Annotated in this window: 16 protein-coding genes; 8 read left to right on the top strand and 8 right to left on the bottom strand. The window is 63.4% G+C overall.

All coding sequences use genetic code 11. From position 1 onward, the window contains the following. Positions 1 to 285 precede the first annotated feature (285 nt). Positions 286 to 2,538 carry a DNA topoisomerase IV subunit A gene (parC, locus tag NLY43_RS04210; protein ID WP_023673024.1) on the top strand — a complete coding sequence of 751 codons (2,253 nt, stop codon included), beginning with the start codon at positions 286 to 288 and terminating at the stop codon, positions 2,536 to 2,538. Positions 2,539 to 2,818: 280 nt separating this feature from the next. Continuing rightward, positions 2,819 to 4,033, top strand: a complete 1,215-nt coding sequence (locus NLY43_RS04205; protein WP_023682419.1) for an AI-2E family transporter — start codon at positions 2,819 to 2,821, stop codon at positions 4,031 to 4,033. On the opposite strand, the gene NLY43_RS04200 is transcribed toward NLY43_RS04205, so the two are convergent. From NLY43_RS04200 to NLY43_RS04190, 3 genes are all read right to left on the bottom strand, one after another. After that, entirely contained in the window at positions 4,021 to 4,917 is an 897-nt protein-coding gene (locus NLY43_RS04200) for a DMT family transporter (protein ID WP_023682418.1), read from the bottom strand. The genes NLY43_RS04205 and NLY43_RS04200 overlap by 13 nt on opposite strands. 120 nt (positions 4,918 to 5,037) lie before the next feature. After that, entirely contained in the window at positions 5,038 to 5,802 is a 765-nt protein-coding gene (locus NLY43_RS04195) for an arginyltransferase (protein ID WP_023711551.1), read from the bottom strand. A gap of 139 nt (positions 5,803 to 5,941) precedes the next feature. Beyond that, a complete protein-coding gene (locus tag NLY43_RS04190) occupies positions 5,942 to 6,412 on the bottom strand; it encodes an RDD family protein (protein ID WP_023682416.1) in 471 nt (156 codons plus the stop codon). Positions 6,413 to 6,602: 190 nt separating this feature from the next. Between NLY43_RS04190 and sthA the strand changes: the two genes are divergently transcribed. Beyond that, on the top strand, positions 6,603 to 7,991 hold the full coding sequence (gene sthA, locus NLY43_RS04185; RefSeq protein WP_023682415.1) for a Si-specific NAD(P)(+) transhydrogenase: 1,389 nt from the start codon (positions 6,603 to 6,605) through the stop codon (positions 7,989 to 7,991). Between the two features lie 57 nt (positions 7,992 to 8,048). On the opposite strand, the gene NLY43_RS04180 is transcribed toward sthA, so the two are convergent. Next, positions 8,049 to 8,720 (bottom strand): alpha/beta hydrolase, encoded by a 672-nt coding sequence (locus NLY43_RS04180; RefSeq protein ID WP_245260287.1) that lies wholly within the window; start codon positions 8,718 to 8,720, stop codon positions 8,049 to 8,051. Positions 8,721 to 8,937: 217 nt separating this feature from the next. On the opposite strand from NLY43_RS04180, the gene NLY43_RS04175 reads away from it, so the two are divergent. Next, positions 8,938 to 10,173, top strand: a complete 1,236-nt coding sequence (locus tag NLY43_RS04175) for an OpgC family protein (RefSeq protein WP_023711549.1) — start codon at positions 8,938 to 8,940, stop codon at positions 10,171 to 10,173. 15 nt (positions 10,174 to 10,188) lie between these two features. On the opposite strand, the gene NLY43_RS04170 is transcribed toward NLY43_RS04175, so the two are convergent. After that, the gene (locus tag NLY43_RS04170) at positions 10,189 to 11,271 is read right to left on the bottom strand and encodes a LacI family DNA-binding transcriptional regulator (RefSeq protein WP_023711548.1); all 1,083 of its coding nucleotides are present in this window, start codon (positions 11,269 to 11,271) and stop codon (positions 10,189 to 10,191) included. Positions 11,272 to 11,417: 146 nt separating this feature from the next. Between NLY43_RS04170 and NLY43_RS04165 the strand changes: the two genes are divergently transcribed. After that, positions 11,418 to 11,561, top strand: coding sequence for a hypothetical protein (locus NLY43_RS04165; protein ID WP_023711547.1), 144 nt, complete (start codon positions 11,418 to 11,420; stop codon positions 11,559 to 11,561). A 63-nt stretch (positions 11,562 to 11,624) separates the two neighbouring features. Then, positions 11,625 to 11,768 (top strand): hypothetical protein, encoded by a 144-nt coding sequence (locus tag NLY43_RS04160; RefSeq protein ID WP_023673014.1) that lies wholly within the window; start codon positions 11,625 to 11,627, stop codon positions 11,766 to 11,768. Between the two features lie 39 nt (positions 11,769 to 11,807). On the opposite strand, the gene NLY43_RS04155 is transcribed toward NLY43_RS04160, so the two are convergent. Further along, a complete protein-coding gene (locus NLY43_RS04155; RefSeq protein ID WP_023711546.1) occupies positions 11,808 to 12,182 on the bottom strand; it encodes a DUF423 domain-containing protein in 375 nt (124 codons plus the stop codon). A 43-nt stretch (positions 12,183 to 12,225) separates the two neighbouring features. After that, positions 12,226 to 13,491 (bottom strand): multidrug efflux MFS transporter, encoded by a 1,266-nt coding sequence (locus NLY43_RS04150; protein WP_023711545.1) that lies wholly within the window; start codon positions 13,489 to 13,491, stop codon positions 12,226 to 12,228. 150 nt (positions 13,492 to 13,641) lie between these two features. Here NLY43_RS04150 and NLY43_RS04145 point away from each other — a divergent pair, with 150 nt between their 5' ends. Together NLY43_RS04145 and NLY43_RS04140 are read left to right on the top strand one after the other, a co-directional pair. Then, positions 13,642 to 14,307 (top strand): GntR family transcriptional regulator, encoded by a 666-nt coding sequence (locus NLY43_RS04145; protein WP_023693245.1) that lies wholly within the window; start codon positions 13,642 to 13,644, stop codon positions 14,305 to 14,307. A gap of 82 nt (positions 14,308 to 14,389) precedes the next feature. Then, entirely contained in the window at positions 14,390 to 14,650 is a 261-nt protein-coding gene (locus tag NLY43_RS04140) for a DUF982 domain-containing protein (RefSeq protein ID WP_023682408.1), read from the top strand. A 72-nt stretch (positions 14,651 to 14,722) separates the two neighbouring features. Here NLY43_RS04140 and NLY43_RS04135 read toward each other — a convergent pair whose 3' ends face one another. Beyond that, a complete protein-coding gene (locus NLY43_RS04135) occupies positions 14,723 to 14,881 on the bottom strand; it encodes a hypothetical protein (RefSeq protein WP_023673009.1) in 159 nt (52 codons plus the stop codon). Between the last annotated feature and the right edge of the window lie 115 nt (positions 14,882 to 14,996).

Below are 14,996 nucleotides of genomic sequence, written 5' to 3'. Positions count from 1 at the left end.
AAGGCAAATCGGAGCGGGAGCCTTCGCCCGATGCGGTGAATATGTCATGAAGGTCGGGCTCCCCTGCGTACCGTCTCCTGCCTTAGAGAAGGCGTGTAACAGATTGATGTTGGTTGGCAACAGCACTGCTACCGCTGCTGTTGCACAGGGACGGCAAGGGGGAACATGAAGTCCGTCACATCCATTGTCGGACCTTGAGCCGCCCTCGTAAGCCCAAAGGCTGCAAAGTGCGGATTTCCGCAGCCCCGCCTTGCCGCGAATCACCCGCTCGGCTAGTCCAGCCGCATGGGAAAAAGGATTTTGCCGCCTGAAAATGGCGGTGGTGACCACATCGAACCGGTCGATCTGAAGAAGGCGCTGGAAGAGCGCTATCTCGCCTATGCGCTGTCGACCATCATGCACCGGGCGCTGCCTGACGTGCGCGACGGGCTGAAGCCTGTGCATCGCCGCATCATGCATGCGATGCGGCTGCTCAGGCTCAACCCCGACCAGGGCTTTGCCAAATGCGCCCGCATCGTCGGCGACGTGATGGGCAAGTTCCATCCGCATGGCGACCAGTCGATCTACGACGCGCTGGTGCGCCTGGCGCAGGATTTCTCCATGCGCTATCCCCTCGTCGACGGGCAGGGCAATTTCGGCAATATCGACGGCGATAACGCCGCCGCCATGCGCTATACCGAGGCGCGCATGACCGAGGTGGCGAGCGATTTGCTTGCCGGCATCACCGAGGACGCCGTCGATTTCCGGCCAACCTACAACGAGGAGGACGAGGAGCCCGTAGTGCTTCCCGGCGCCTTCCCGAATCTGCTCGCCAACGGTTCCTCCGGCATTGCGGTCGGCATGGCTACCTCCATCCCGCCGCACAATGCCGCCGAGCTTTGCGACGCAGCGCTGCAGTTGATCGAGCAGCCGGACGCGCCGGTGACAAAGCTGATGGAGTTCGTCCAGGGGCCGGATTTCCCGACCGGCGGCATCATCGTCGACAGCCGCGCATCCATCCTGGAGGCCTATGAGACCGGCCGCGGCGGTTTTCGCGTGCGCGCCAAATGGGGCCAGGAGGATCAGGGCAGGGGCACCTGGAGCATCGTCGTCACTGAAATCCCCTACGGCATCCAGAAGGCCAGGCTGATCGAGAAGATCGCCGAGCTTTTGATCGCGCGCAAATTGCCGCTGCTTGAGGATGTCAGGGATGAAAGCGCCGAGGACGTCCGCATTGTGCTCGTACCGAAGAGCCGTTCGGTCGATCCCGGCATTCTGATGGAATCGCTGTTCAAGCTGACCGAGCTCGAAAGCCGGTTTCCCCTCAACATGAACGTTTTGTCGCGGGGCAAGGTGCCTAACGTCCTGTCGCTGAAGGGCGTGCTGAAGGAGTGGCTCGACCATCGGCGCGATGTGCTGATCCGCCGCTCGAAGCATCGGCTTGGCGAGATCGAGAAGCGGCTGGAAATCCTTGCCGGCTACCTGATCGCCTATCTCAACATCGACGAGGTCATCAGGATCATCCGCGAGGAGGATGAGCCCAAGCAGGTGATGATGGCCCGTTGGTCGCTCACCGACACCCAGGCCGAAGCCATCCTCAACATGCGGCTGCGGGCCCTGCGCAAGCTGGAAGAGTTCGAGATCCGCAAGGAGTTCGACGGTCTCACCACCGAGAAGAAGCAGATCGAGGCATTGCTCGCATCCGACGCCAAGCAATGGTCGACGATCAAATGGGAAGTCACGCAGGTTCGCGACAAGTTCGGCCCCGAGACCGAACTCGGCAAGCGCCGCACCCAGTTCGCCGACGCGCCGGAGCATGATCTGACCGACATTGCGCACGCCATGATCGAGCGCGAGCCGGTCACCGTGGTGGTCTCGGAAAAGGGCTGGCTGCGGGCGATGAAAGGCCATCTGGCCGACCATTCCACGCTCACCTTCAAGGAAGGCGACAGCCTCAAGCTCGCCTTCCATGCCCAGACCACCGACAAGATCCTGGTCTTCACCACCGGCGGAAAATTCTACACCATCGGCGCCGACCGGCTGCCGGGCGGCCGCGGCCATGGCGAACCGATCCGCATCATCGTCGACATGGACAACGACCAGGACATCGTCACCGCCTTCGTCCACGACCCGAAGCGCAAGCTGCTGCTCGTCTCCTACGATGCCAATGGTTTCGTCGTGCCGGAGGAGGAGGTCGTCGCCAACACCCGAAAGGGCAAGCAGGTGATGAACGTCAAGGCGCCCGACGAGGCCAAGGCCTGCGTCCCGGTGTCAGGCGATCATCTCGCCATTGTCGGCGAGAACCGCAAGATGCTGGTGTTTGCGCTCTCCGAAATTCCGGAGATGGGCCGCGGCAAGGGCGTTCGCCTGCAGAAATACAAGGATGGCGGTCTGCTCGACCTGAAACCTTTCACGCTGGCGAGCGGCCTGTCGTGGCAGGATTCCGCAGACCGCACCTTCGTCAGGTCGCGCGAGGAGCTGGCGGAATGGATCGGCGCGAGAGCGTCGGCCGGACGGATGGTGCCGAAGGGATTCCCGCGGACCGGGAAATTTGGTTGAATCTGCTGATCTCCCCCCAAGTGGGGGAGATGGCCGGCAGGCCAGAGGGGGGCGCTGTCCCGCCAGCGCATCAAATGGTCATGGCTCGCCACTCGGTCGCAACTCTTGGGTCTTCAATGTCGGGTGCCAGGCTGGCGATCCTTCGCGCCCCCCTCTGTCCTGCCGGACATCTCCCCCACAAGGGGGAGATTGGCAGCTTCACCAACCATTTGGACTATCGTCACGATTGCGGCACTATAACAGTGCATAAACGCCGTGTAGGCTGGGGAGAATTGACCGTTTGAAGGAAGCGAAGATCCAGAAGCCTGAGCGTCAGCAGCGCCTGTTCGGCCTGTCGACTCCGTTGCGATCAGCCGTTATTCCGCCGCTGTCGGCGGCGCGCTGGCTGTTGGTGCTGATCGTTGCCGCCGGCGTCTATTTCTTCCACGGGTTCCTGTTTCCCGTGCTGGCAGCCCTCGTCATTGCTTTTGCCAGCTGGCCGCTCTACCGCCGGCTGCTTGCCGGTGTCGGAGGCAACCGCACGGTCGCCGCGACGCTCGCCATCCTGTTCATCCTCGCCTTCCTGGTGGTGCCGATAGCGCTCGCCGGCACCTACGCCATCAACGAGGTCCGCGAATGGGTCGGCTGGGCGATCGAGACCAACAGGCACGGCGCGGTCACACCGCACTGGATCACCTCGCTGCCTGTCGTCGGCGAGTGGCTGAACGAACAGTGGATCGACAATTTCGGCCATCCCGGCGGCATCGGCGAGCTGATCCAGCTGGTCAGCGGCGCCAATATCGGCAGCATCTATCGCGGCGTGCTGGCTGCCGGCGGCAGCGCCTTCGGCCTGTTGCTGACGCTGCTGTTCATGATGATCGCGCTGTTCTTCGCCTACCGCGACGGCGAACACTTTGCCAGCCAGATCGACCGGCTCGGCGAACGCATCCTGCCGACGCGCTGGGAGCGGATTTCGCGCGTCGTGCCGGCGACCATTTCCTCGACCGTTACCGGCATGACCGTGATCGCCATCGGCGAGGGGCTGGTGCTCGGCATCGCCTACTGGCTGGCCGGGGTGCCGTCGCCGGTGACGCTGGGCGCATTGACCGGCGTGATGGCGCTGATCCCCGGTGGCGCGCCGCTGTCGTTTACGCTTGTGTCGATCTACCTCGCCGCCAGCGGCTCGCCGATGGCGGGTCTGGCGCTGTTCATCTGGGGCGCAGTGGAACTGTTCATCGTCGACAAGACCTTGCGCCCGAAGCTGGTCGGCGGGCCGATCAAGCTGCCCTTCCTGCCGACTTTTTTCGGCCTGATCGGCGGCGTAAAGACAATGGGCTTTCTCGGCCTGTTCATCGGCCCGGTGCTGATGGCGCTGCTCGTCGCGATCTGGCGCGAATGGCTGCGCGAGGTGGAACTGGCCGAAGACACCGTTCCCGACGCGGCGGCCGAGCTCGAAGGCGGGCCGCCGCAGATCGAGATTGTCGCCGGCCCGGCGAAGAAAAGTCAGGCTGGGTAAGCGACGGCGAGCGCTGCCCGGCGCTTGCGCCCTTCATGCAACTGCCACAGGGAATGGGCAACCAGCGTGACGATCAGGATCACGCCGCCGATCAAGCTGTTGCGCGACGGCGTCTCGGCAAAGATCATCCATATCCAGACCGGCGCCAAAACCGTTTCCAGGAGATAGAACATCGCCACTTCCGGGCCTGAAATGTATTTCGGCCCGTTGGCTAGGCAGAAGAAGGCGAACGGCATGATGACGGCGCCGTTGAAAACGATCCACCATGGCGCTTCCACCTGGAAACCGGTCCTGGAGACCATGAGCGCCGCCAGCCCGAACGGCAGCAGGACGCCGGTCAGCGCGGTGAATCCCATATCCCTGCCGCTGGCGCGTGAAACGGTGATTGCGCAGGCAATCGCCAAGGCCGAACACAGCGCCATCACATCGCCGAACAGATTTCCCGTGCCGACGGAATCGCCGACGATGATCGCGATGCCGACGATCATCAGCGCCATTGCCGCAAGCGTCAGCGGCTGCGGTCGCTCCTTCAGGAACAGCCACGACAGCAGCGCCGAGAACATGGTGGAGAAGGCCAGGATGAAAACCAGATTGGCGGTCGAGGTGTTGTAGACGGCAGTGATGAAGGCGATTGCGCCGAGCCCGTAGAGGGTGGCGACGACGAGCCCCGACCAGCCGGGTATCAGCTGCGGAGCATTCTTGCTGAACGAGCGCCAGATGGCCCATACGATCAGCCCCGCCACGAAGGTGCAGCCGGTGCGCAGCAAAAGGATCGTCCAGGCTTCGCCATGGGCGAGCCGGATCAGGGGAATGTCGATGGTCAGCGCCAGCCCGCCAAGCGCGGTGAGCAGAAGTCCTTTGGTTTGGGCATTGTGAGAGGACATGCAACGGCTTTCGCAATGATTTGAGCAGATGCCGGTCGGCGCAATCGCCCCGCCAACGGGCGGAAGACCAGCATCGTCTCGGCTGAAAATGTTTAGATCAGGATCTGGTAAGAAGAAAAATCAGCGCGTGACCGCTTCGTGGTCGTAGCGTTCCCAGCCCTTCGGGCCGAGATGCTCCTGCGGCATGAAGCGCATTTTATAGTTCATCTTGCGCGAGCCGTTGACCCAGTAGCCGAGATAGACATGGGGCAAGCCCATGGCCCGGGCGCGGGCGATATGGTCGAGGATCATGAAGGTGCCGAGCGAGCGGTCCTCGAACTCGGGATTGAAGTAGGAATAGACCATCGACAGGCCATCGGCCATCTTGTCGGTCAGCGCCACGGCGATCAGCTCGCCCTGGCCCTTGCCGGTGATAAATGTGTCGGGGCCGCGGCGCCGGTATTCGATCACCTTGGTGTCAACATGGGTATCCTCGACCATCATGGCGTAATCGAGCACCGTCATGTCGGACATGCCGCCGCGGCGGTGGCGGGCGTCGAGATAGCCGCGAAACAGCGAATACTGCTCGGTCGACGGCTGCGCGTCGTGCATGGCGCCGATGAGATCGGAATTGCGCTGGATCACCCGCTTCATGTTGCGGCTGGCGGTGAACTCCTGCGTCAGGATGCGCACCGAGACGCAGGCGCGGCAGGTCTCGCAGGCGGGACGGTAAGCGATGTTCTGCGAGCGCCGGAAACCGCCTTGCGTCAACAGGTCGTTCATCTCCGGCGCCTTGTCGCCGACCAGATGCGTGAACACCTTGCGTTCGAACTGGCCCTCAAGATACGGACACGGCGATGGCGCGGTCAGGAAGAACTGCGGCGACTGGGTCGGATGGTGCGTCATCGAACCTTGGGAACACTCCTGCGAATCGCTCTACCTTTGGCTTGGCTGGCGAAAAATTCAACAGGATTGTGAAGGCGGGGTTGAACGGACCCCTTCACATTTGCGCACAAATGCCTGTTGGCGTCGGTTGAACGCCGGTTCAACGGTCGCTGCGGCTGACGACGGTGCCAAGCAGCAGGTCGTGCAGTGTGCGCTTGCGATCGGAAAACAGCGTCACCAGGAGGACGAGCGGCGTCAGGATGACCGTGCTCGCCCAGAACAGCACCGAATGGACAACGGCGGTGAGGCCGTCGATACGGCTGCCGTCGAGACGATCGAGCCGAATGCCCATCATCTTCATGCCTGATGTGGCCTGGTAGCGACCGCCCAGCGTGTTCCAGATGTAGAGAATGGCGACCGCCGGCACGAGGATGGAATACAGCGCCCAGCCAAGACCGAATGTCAAAAGGCCAAGCACGGCCACCAGGATCGCGAACGGAATGGTGAGCAGCGCCACGATGCAATAGTCGATGATGAAGGCCAGGATGCGCCGCGTGCGCACACCGTCATAGGCCCTGACGTCGTCGAGCCTGCTGGTGATGATTTCGCCGTCAAGTACGCGCGCGTTCATGTCATGTCCTCGTAACAGGCGCCACGCTAGGGTGCGCCGCCACTGAAATGGTGAAGACCGCGGGCGGAATCAAGATCGGTTCGTCCATCGGTCCGGGTCGGCAGTGTGACGCGGTTGAGCCGATTGAATTTGGTGGACGGATGGCGTTAGCTTGCTGCGGCGCAACAAGACGCCGAGGGGACGGGGTTACATGGATTACGACATGCTGGTCATCGGCAGCGGCCCTTCCGGGCGCCGCGCCGCGGTGCAATCGGCAAAGCTCGGCAAATCGGTGCTGGTGGTCGACAGGGGCCGGCGCCTCGGCGGCGTCTCGGTGCACACCGGCACCATCCCGTCGAAGACGCTGCGCGAGACGGTGCTGAACCTGTCCGGCTGGCGCGAGCGGGGCTTTTACGGCCGCGGCTACCGGGTCAAGCAGGACATCTCCATCGCCGACCTGGTCGAGCGGCTGCACAAGACGCTCGACCACGAGGTCGAGGTGCTGCAGCACCAGTTTATGCGCAACGCCGTCAAAAGCGTCCGCGCCATGGCGAAATTCGTCGGCCCAAACAAGGTCAGCCTGACGGCAGACAATGGCGACTACTCGGAGGTTGGTTTCACCAATGCGCTGATCGCGGTCGGCACCAGGCCGCACCGGCCGCGCGACGTGCCTTTCGACAAGATCCGCGTCTTCGACAGCGATGAGATGCTGGAACTCGACCATCTGCCGCGCACGCTGACGGTGATCGGCGCCGGCGTCATCGGCGTTGAATATGCGACGATCTTTTCGGCGCTCGACGTGCCGGTGACGCTGGTGGAGCCGCGCAACACCATCCTCGATTTCGTCGACCGCGAGATCGTCGACGACTTCATCCACCAGATGCGCGACCGCGGCATGACCATTCGCCTCGGCAGTACGGTCAAGGAAATCGTCTCAAAACCCGACTATGCCGAAGTGACGCTCGCCGATGGCCGCACCATCCGCTCCGAGATCGTGCTTTACGCCGCCGGCCGCAGCGGCAATCTCGGCAGCCTCGGCCTCGACGTGGTCGGCATCGAGGCCGATTCCCGGGGCCGCATCAAGGTCGATCCGCAGACCTTCCAGACCAGTGCGCCCAACATCTATGCCACCGGCGACGTCATCGGTTTCCCCAGCCTTGCCTCGACATCGATGGAGCAAGGCAGGGTGGCCGCCTGCCACGCCTTCGGCGTGCAACTGCCACCGCCGCCGGAAACCTTCCCCTATGGCATCTACGCCGTGCCGGAAATCTCCACCGTTGGTCAGTCGGAGGAGCAGGTGCGTGAGAGCGGCGCTGCTTATGAAGTCGGTCTGGCGCGGTTCCGCGAAACCTCGCGCGGCCACATCATGGGCGTCAACTCCGGCTTTCTGAAGCTGCTGTTCTCGGTCGAAACGCGCCGCCTGCTCGGCGCCCACATCGTCGGCGAAGGCGCCACCGAACTGATCCATATCGGCCAGGCGGTGATCAACCTCGGCGGCACGGTTGATTTCTTCGTCAACAACACCTTCAACTATCCGACGCTGGCCGAAGCCTACAAGATCGCCGGGCTCGATGCCTGGAACCGGATGGGACAGGGCTAGGCGACGAGCATCTGCTCAGCCGTTCCGCCGGGCGCCGATGCGGTCTACCAAGGTCTCCTAGCCTGCCTGGCGTGCGACCAATGCTGGTCCCGCAAGCCATTGCCGGACGATGGCGGCATCCGGGTCGCCGATTTCGTGACCTGAAGGCACGATGCGCGCATCGACCTCGGCGCCATGTTTGTTGAGCAGCGTCACCAGTGGCGGCGCAAACGGCCCGTAGGTCTCGTCGGCGGCACCGGCGACAATCAGGACGCGCGTTCCGGTCAGATTGGTTGCCGGCGCATCGTCAAGCACGGGCATTGCTCTCAGCAACGCCGCTTTTCGGACGAGGCCGGAGTTGAGCAGCATCAGGCTGGAAACCAGATTGGCGCCGTTGGAATAGCCGAGGAAAGTCGCCCGGGCGAGGTCGAGCCCGTGGCGCTTTGCGGCCTCGCTTGCGAAGGCGGCAAAGTACGATGTTTCGGCACGGATGCTCGCCTGTTCGAAACTGGTCGGCGTGATCCGCTCGAACCAGCGGAAGCCGTCTTCTTGGCGGATGCGGCCACGCACCGCGACCAGCGTGGCGTTAGGGGCGATCTGCCTCGCAATCGGGACCATCGTCGTTTCGTCGACACCCGATCCGTGCAGTAAAAACAGGCTCTCGCCGCCGGCATTCTCCGGCTTGAGGAGGCGGTAGGGAAAGGCCAGATCCTGGTGCAGAAAGGCGTTCTCGTCGCTATATCGATGCACGCTCATATCTCGTTGTTTTCACGGAGACATTGGTCCTTTGCCAGCTTCAAAACGGAATATTTTCACGCTCCGCCAAATGTGATTGCAACAGGCTCATTTCAGACCGTTTCTGCGCCGATATGCTCCCTGCGGGAGGAATCGAAGCGGTGTGCGCCGATGGTCGCATCCCGGCATGAACAACGCGAGCATCCTTGCTCTCCTTTGAGGCCTTTTGTCGATGACCCTGCCAGTCCCGCCCGATCGCGCCCCGCGTATCGCCGATCGCGCTCCGCGTATCGCCGATCGCGCTCCGCGTATCCCCGATCGCGACACGCGCATTGACGTGTTCCGTGCGCTCGCACTCCTGACCATCTATATCGACCACGTGCCGGGCACCGTCTTCGAAACGCTGACCTACAAGAATTTCGGATTCTCGGACGCGGCGGAAGCCTTCGTGCTGATTTCCGGCATGTCGGTCGCACTCGCCTATGGCAACAAGTTCCAGCCGGGCGGCCGGCTACTGGCGACGTTGAAGATGTGGCGCCGGGCCGGCGTGCTTTACAGCGCCCACATCGTCACCACCATGGTTGTGATGGCGTTATTCTGCGCCGCGGCGGTGTTCGGCCGGCGGCCGGAACTGCTCAAGCTGATCAACATCGAGCCGCTGATGAAGAACACGCCGGAGGTCATGATCGGCATTGTCACGCTCGGCCACCAGCTTGGCTACAACAACATCCTGCCGGTCTATGCGGCGCTGCTGTTGATGGCGCCGCTCTTCCTGCTCTTCGTCAGCTACCGGCCGCTGCCGGCGCTGGTCTTTTCCGGCGCGCTGTGGCTCGTCGCCGGCCTCTGGCAGATCGCGCCGCCGAACTATCCCGAGCCCGGCTTCTGGTTCCTCAACCCGCTGTCCTGGCAATTCCTGTTCAACATCGGCCTTGCCGGCATGCTGCATGTCAGGCGCGGCGGCACAATTCCCGTCAATCGTTGGCTGGTGGGCGCCGCGGCGACCTATGTCGCGGCAGCGGCGGTCTGGGTGCACAGCCCGCTCTGGGGCGAGATAACGTGGTTTAACCTGCCCGTGGTGATCGGCGGCTTCGACAAGACGTTCCTGTCGCTGCCGCGGCTCCTGCACATATTGGCGGTGAGCTATCTGATCGTCGCCCTGCCGGCTTTCTCGAACCTGTTCCGTCTCAGCCCGGACCATCCGCTTGCCCTGCTCGGCAAGCGCTCCTTGCCGGTGTTCCTCGCCGGCACGCTGATCGCCATGGCGGCGCAGGTGATGAAGCTGATCAATCCGGGCGGCTTTGCCTATGACGTCTTGCTGATTTCGGCCGGCATCGCCATGCAATTCGCGCTCGCCTTCTATCTTGAGTGGCTGTCCGGCATCGGCTTGGGCAAAAAGCCGGTTCGCAAAGAAGCGCCAGCCGTTCACCAGACCTTCGGCATGCCCGCGATGCCAAGGCTAAGCCGGTGATCCCACATCAGCCGCCTAGCTAGCAGGCGAGGGGCCGGACGACCCCCGCACCACAAGATCGACCGGCAGCAATTGCCGGTGCTGCGAGCCGTCATTTTCGAGGATCGCCTTGACGGCCAGCCGGCCCATCTCGGCGATCGGCTGGGCGACAGTGGTTAGTGGCGGCTCGGAGTCGGCGCCTTCCGGCACGCCGTCGAAGCCGACGATTGACACATCGCCCGGCACGGCAATGTTACGCTCGCGCAGCCAGTCGAGCGCATGCAGCGCGATCTTGTCCGACATGGCCAGGATTGCCGTCGGCGTCTGCGGCAGCGCGAAAATATGATCGAGGCCGGCCCGCACGCTCGCCTCGTCATTGAGGGTTTCGTAGATTGGCACTTGCGAGACGTCGATGCCGAAGCGGGAGAGCTCGCCGAAATAGCCACGCAGACGGTCGCGTGTGCCCGAGTAGAGGGATGTCGTCTCGACTTGCTCCTGCGTGACGGGACCAAAGCCAGCGTCGGCAGATTCCAGGGCGAGTACGGCAAGGCTGCGATGGCCGAACTCGGCCAGATGGCGCGCCGCCAGACCCGCGCCGGCGACGTTGTCGACGCCGATCGCAGCGACCGCCTCATTTTCCGAATCGAGATCAAGCGCCACGAAAGGCAGTTTGCGTTCGCGCGCCAGTTCGACCAGCCGCGACCCACCCTCGATGCAGAACACGATGAAGCCGTCGACCAGGGCGCTCTGGATGTTCCAGGCGAGCTGCTCGCTGTTGGCGGCCGAGACCAGCGAAATTCCGGCGCCGGTGGCGTCGCAGGCCTGCGAAATGCTGGCCATCATGACGCGGGCAAAGGGATCGTCGAAGAAATAGGACAATGGTTCTGCCGTTGCCACGCCGATGGCGTTGACCTTGCCGGCGCGCAGCAGCCGGCCCTTGGGATCCGGGCCGGCATAGCCCATCGCTTCCGCCGCCGCCTTGACCCGCTCGCGGACCTCTTCGCGCACGATTTCCGGGCGAGCGAACACGTTGGACGCGGTACCGTGCGAGACCCCGGCCGCCTTGGCGATGTCGGCAAGCCGCACTGGTCTCGTCTTGCCGGAGGTCAATGCCGTCATTTTCGTCTCCTGAACCGGAGCCTGTTTAGCACTTTCGTTGGATCGGTTCAAATTTTCCCTTGATCGGACGGCGGAGAGAGTCTATATTTGAATCGATCCAAGGGATTCACCAAGTACAACTTGGATCGATTCAAGAGGAGGGTGCCATGCATCCCGTGAATTATCTGTTCGAAGACATCTATGGCAATGATTGGGGCATAGTCTCCGACGCCGGCACCCGCAAGCGCCGCGACAAGGTCGGGCCGTGGAGGCGTGACCTGCAATACCTTGTGAAACGCAAGCGCAGCTGATCGGCCCCGGCATTTTCGTGCCAGCTGATTGGATCGATTCAAGTGCTTAAAGAGGAGACGAACATGCATCCCGTGAAGCATCTGTTCGAAGACATTTATCGCAACTACTGGGGTATCTCGCCTGCCACGGAGCAGCCGGAAAGGCGGCGGCCGACCAAGTCTGCCAAGCGCAACCGCGACCTGCTGCCGCAAAACCGGCAGGATTAAGCCTCGTGTGATATCTGATGGGGCAGGGTTCTTGGCTCGTCAGGACCGTTGCCGCACGAGCGCCGAGGCCGCGATCACCAGCCAGCCCGCGATGAGCAAGGTGCCGCCGATCGGCGCCGACATTGGGAACAGCCGCGATCCCACGAAATCCCGTGCCAGCAGATCGCCGCAGAACAGAACAAGCCCGACGAGCAGCACCAGGCTGCCGATCCGCAAGATCCGGCTTGCGCCGGCGAGGCCGACGGCCAAAAACACCGGCGCATGCATGAGCAGGAAGGATGCCGCAGTGCCGACGAAGGCGCCGCCGAGATGCGCTGATGCCGCCGACAGCGCCACGCCCGCCGCGCCGGCAATGCCGCCGGCGAAAACGAGGATGCGCGCGCTGTTTGCTGGTGCTGACTCGGCGATGCTCATGTCTCGGGCTCCGTGATTGACGATAGGCGGCGCAACCTCTCTGTCAGGATTTTTCCGATATCGCCAGCATGTCGCGCGTGCGGCGCGCCTGGGCCAGCCAATTATACGCGGCACCGCCCGCCATCAGCACCGACGTGCCGAGAAACACCGCGCGCATGCCGAAATGGCCGCCGACGAAGCCTCCCAGCAGCGGACCCGCGACCTGGCCGACATATTGCGCCGAGATTGCCAGGCCCAGCACATTGCCGCCGACCCCATCGGGAACATTGTGGCGGATGACGCTGGTGATGCAGGGCAACAGCCCGCCCAGCACCAGACCCATAAGGAACCGCAGCCCGACCAACTGCCAGCTCTCGGTGACGAAGGCCTGCGGTATCAACAGCAGCGCCGAGACGGCCAGCGATGCGACGATGACGTTCCAGTGGCCGATGCGGTCGGCGAGCTTACCCAGCCGTGACGCCGACAGGATGGCGCCGAGTGCGGCCGCCGACATGACGACACCTGAGACCAGGGTCACCCGGCTTGCGTCCGCGACCAGTTGCTGGACGTAAACGGTGATGATCGGCTCGATCGACATGTTGGCGAAGGTGAACAGCATGCCGGTCGCCAGCATGGCCACGACAGGGCGTTTGTCGGGGATCTGCGCCCAACTTCCCTTTGGTTTCTCCTCGCGTTTTGCCTGTACTGGCGGGCGAGGCATCTCCTTTATCAGGAACGTCGTCGCCAGCGCCGCCAGGAAAATGACGCCGCCCGCGATGAGGAAGGTGGCGCGAATACCGATCAATGGCGGCAGCGCGCCGCCAAGCAACGGGCCGACCAGGGAGCCTGCGGTGATGCCGGCCGACAGCACGCCAAGCGCCCAGCCGGAGCGCTCCTTCGGCGTCTGCATGGCGACAAGGATCGTCGAGCCTGAGGAATAACCGCCGGCAAAGCCGATCAACAGGCGCAAAAGCACCAATTGCCAGACGGTCTGCACCATGCCGGTCAGCGACATGCAGATCGCCATGCCGAAACTGGCACGCACCAGCATCACCTTGCGGCCATAACGGTCACCCAGCCGTCCCCACAGTGGCGCGACAAGGGCGGCGGCAAGGAAGGTGGCGCCGAAAGCGATGCCGGACCATTGCACGATCGCCGCGTGGCCCACGGCGCCCAGCTGTTCGACATAGAGCGGCAGGAACGGCAGCAGCAACGTCATCGCCACAAGCGTGCTGAACGATCCGGCAAAGCACACGAACAGGTTGCGCCGCCAATGAATGTTGTAGGTGGAAGGCGCTTCGGCGGCCCGCGCTGCACTGTCCTGCGGCATGTCCTGTCCTGTCCGCTTGCTGCGGATACCATTTTGGGATACCAATTTGGCACCCTCATGGACGCAAAGCCCGGCTGCTGTCAATCAGGCGCCCTCAATGTGATCGGCAAGACCAATGGGCAAGGCCGATCGCCAGCAATGGAAGCAACTATGTCGCAGATGCAGATCGTCGAAAAAGCGCTTCGCGAGATGATCCTTGGCCTCGAGGTCGGTCCTGGCGAGCGGCTGACGGAGCGCTGGATCGAGAGCCGCTTCGGCGCCTCGCGCACGCCGGTCAGGGCAGCCCTGCTGCGGCTGGAGACGGAAGGGCTGATCTGCCGCGACGGGCGCGGTTGGACCGTGTCGCCGATCAACCTTGCCGAACTGGAACAGATCGCGGTGTACCGCGAAGCCGTCGAGGTCGCGGCGGTCAGGCTGACTTCGGCGCTGGCCGACAGGAGCGCAGCCGATGTCATCAAGGCGATGCTGGACTCCTGCGACACTGCCACGCCGCGCGAGGAATGGCACCGCGTCGGCATGGATTTCCATATCGAACTGGCGCGGCTCTCCGGCAACGAGTTCCTGTTCCGGGCCGTGCGCGATGCCATGACGCGCCTGTCGCGGGCGCGCTGGCTGGAGGTGCGCGACGAGGCAGCGCTCGGCCGCGCCTGGAGCGAGCATCACGCCATTCTGGCAGCGGTGCGGGCCGGCGATGCCGATGCGGCGGCGGCGCGACTTTCCGCCCATATCGCCGGCAGCCGCGCCCGCCTGGTGACGTCGTTGCACAATGACCGGCGCGGCCTGCGCGCCAGGGGTTTTGCCGTCGTCGCCGCTTGATACCGGTCACGAAAACGAAAGAACGCCGTCGCGATCCGCTTTCGGCCTCGCTTCGCGGACGCCGATGGCGTAAGAGGCGGCCATGGAAAACAACCGATTTGAAACACCCGTGACCGTTAAGTCGGGCACGGAGGGAAGCACTCAGCTCTTACGTACGGTGCGCGAGGCTTCCGATTACCTGCTCAACAGCTGGCCCGGCAAGCGCAGCCCCAAGCACCGCGAAGCGCTGCAGGCCTGCCATGACGCGCTGGCCGGCGACAAGCCGGCGATGATTGCAAGACGCGCCTTCATCGCCGCCGCGCGCGAGGTCAACGTCTTCGTCAGCGACAAGGCCCCGGCCTGATCACATCGGCCTGATCAGACCGGCATTTTGCCAGGATCCGGCCCGTTTCGCGGGCCGGTGATCCTGTCTTGCCTATTTTTCTGTCTCGGTGTCGGTTTTGGAACTTGCCTCGTTCTCAGGCTCGGCGCGCTCCTTGGCCGCGACCTTGGCGGCGAGCTTCTCCGCCTTCTTGGCGGCCTTCTGCCGGTCGCGCTCTTTGCGTTCCTGACCGTAATTCGGTGGTCGAGCCATATCGTTTCCTTTCGCTGTGCCTGATCCTGCCTAGAAGCATTGGCCGGCAAACACAACAGCGCCGCGAGGGCAGATGCCAGCGGTTGTGGACTTGCGTGATGGCGAACACAATGGT

This window comes from Mesorhizobium sp. C416B, assembly GCF_030323165.1.
Classification (GTDB): domain Bacteria; phylum Pseudomonadota; class Alphaproteobacteria; order Rhizobiales; family Rhizobiaceae; genus Mesorhizobium.
This window is presented reverse-complemented; position numbering and strand designations above follow the sequence as displayed.